3 protein-coding genes are annotated in these 2,154 nt (G+C 63.1%); all 3 read right to left on the bottom strand.

Translation table 11 applies throughout. From position 1 onward, the window contains the following. A partial coding sequence (locus AC2VOU_RS03825) for a hypothetical protein (protein WP_486956153.1) occupies positions 1-183 on the bottom strand: 183 nt, incomplete at its 3' end. Between the two features lie 216 nt (positions 184-399). Next, positions 400-963, bottom strand: a complete 564-nt coding sequence (locus AC2VOU_RS03820) for a DUF721 family protein (RefSeq protein WP_486956152.1) — start codon at positions 961-963, stop codon at positions 400-402. After that, positions 960-2,117 (bottom strand): DNA replication/repair protein RecF, encoded by a 1,158-nt coding sequence (recF, locus tag AC2VOU_RS03815; protein WP_486956151.1) that lies wholly within the window; start codon positions 2,115-2,117, stop codon positions 960-962. The genes AC2VOU_RS03820 and recF overlap by 4 nt, the downstream gene beginning before the upstream one ends. Positions 2,118-2,154 lie beyond the last annotated feature (37 nt).

Genomic DNA, 2,154 nt, shown 5'->3' with positions numbered 1-2,154 from the left:
GGCATAACCGGCCATCGCCTCGTCTACCGAGTTGTCCACCACCTCCCATATGAGGTGGTGCAGACCGCGCTCACCGGTCGACCCGATGTACATACCGGGACGTTTACGAACGGCCTCCAGCCCTTCAAGAATGGTGATGGATGCAGCGCCGTATTCCTCTTGGGCCTTCTTCTGGGCAGCCACGGTCCGAGTGCTCTCCTTGGGGTTGCATTGCGAGCGGTCCAGTCACCGCAGCAGTCGCACCCCTTCACTCTACCGTGATCGATTGTCAGCACCGATTTTCTGGGGGCGTTTCTGCCTATCTGGTCGCGTCGTGCGCTCGATATCTTCATTCACGGAACGTCCCGACGTTAGCCATGCTGGTCTGTTTCGTTCTGGCGGCTCTGAGCCGGTGCTCGGCTAGCCGTAGGTATCGCGCGGCCCTCTGCCAGCGATGTGCCGCGGCCCCTTCCGCCATGACGGTGCGGCCGGACCAGTGATTTTCAGTGACGTCACCACACCATGGCCGACGGCCGCCGCGATCTTGGCCAGCAGCTGTGCCTGCATCATCCGCAACTGGGTAGCCCAGGCTGTCGATTCGGCTGCGACGCTGAGCACACCATTGTTGAGTCCGATCGGGGACGCATGGTCGGCGATCTGTCCGCCGACCACCGACGCCCACTGACCGAACACCATGCCCTCGGCAACCTGCGCAGACCAACCGCGTTTTTTCGCCAGATCACGTGCCACCTTGCCCAGGGGCTGCGGATCACGGACATCGGGCCCCGGACCCGACCAGCTCCGACGTTGACCTGCAACGCGGCGTGGAGCGGGCGGTAAGACGCGCCCGCGACCGGCGTCTTTTCCCTGCGCACGAGCCGCAGCGCGGGCTTCCTCAAGAGTGCGCCTAACCAAGTCGATACCCGTCAACGCGCTTGGCGGTTCGGTGCAATCACGGTCATGCGACTCGTTGGACTCGGTCACGGTTGCACCACCGATACCCGTCCCGAATCGCTGTCGCACAGATCGATGGCCACCCGCCTAGCGTCCCAGCCCGCGGGAATGTCCTCCAGCACCGCCGCGGTTACCAACACCTGCTCCGCTGACTCCGCCACTGCTGCCAATGCCCGACGACGGGCGGCATCGAGTTCGGCAAATACATCGTCAAGCAGCAACACTGGTTCGCTGCCATCGGCACGTAATAGCTCATAGGCCGCCAGCCGCAGCGCTACCGCCAACGACCACGATTCCCCGTGGCTAGCAAAGCCTTTGGCGGGTTGGTCGCCGAGTCGCAACTCGAGGTCATCGCGATGCGGACCGACCAGGCACATGCCGCGTTCCAACTCGGCGTCCCGACGCGCCGACAACGCAGCTAACAGATCGGCTTGTAGCGAGCCGCGGTCGCTGCTCCCAACACCTGCGGCACCCCCGATCTCGAGGCTGGCGCGGTAGCTGATCGACGCGGCGCGCGATCCCGGTGCCAGCAGCTGATACGCCTTTCCCACTTCTGGCGCCAACTGGTTCACCAAGTCGATGCGTGCGGCCATCAACTCGGCGCCGTGCTCAGCCAATCGGGTGTCCCACACGTCGAGAGTGTCCAGCGCACCCTGGTCACTTCGATACCGCGCCGCCGCGAGAGACTTCAGCAATGCGGTGCGCTGCCGCAGCACTTTGTCGTAGTCGGCGCGCACCGCGGCGATCACCGGCCGGCGCACGGTCGCCAAATCATCCAAGTAACGGCGCCGATCGGCAGGATCTCCACGAACTAACGCCAAGTCTTCGGGAGCAAACAGCACCGCTCGCAATACCCCAACCACCTCGCGCATACCGCGCACAGGTGAACGGTTCAATCGCGCCTTGTTCGCCCGTCCCGCCGCGATCTCCAGATCAATCGCACATTCCCTACCTTCATTAACGACGATCGTCGAAACTACGGCCCGGATTGTGCCCGCTCTGATTAACGGCATATCGGTCCCCACCCGGTGCGAACCTAAGGTGGTCGAATACCACAGTGCTTCAATCAGATTCGTCTTGCCATTACCATTGGGGCCGACGAACACGGTCCGGCCTGGATGCAATTCGAGGTCGGCGTGAGCCCAGGACCGAAAGTCACGCAATCCCAAATGCCGGACGTACACCTATCCAGGCAACCGAACTGGCATCAGCAGGTACACA

This window comes from Mycobacterium sp. TH-M25 (assembly GCF_057473665.1).
Note: the sequence above shows the minus strand (reverse complement) of the source record. Positions and strands in the feature narration are given on the sequence as shown.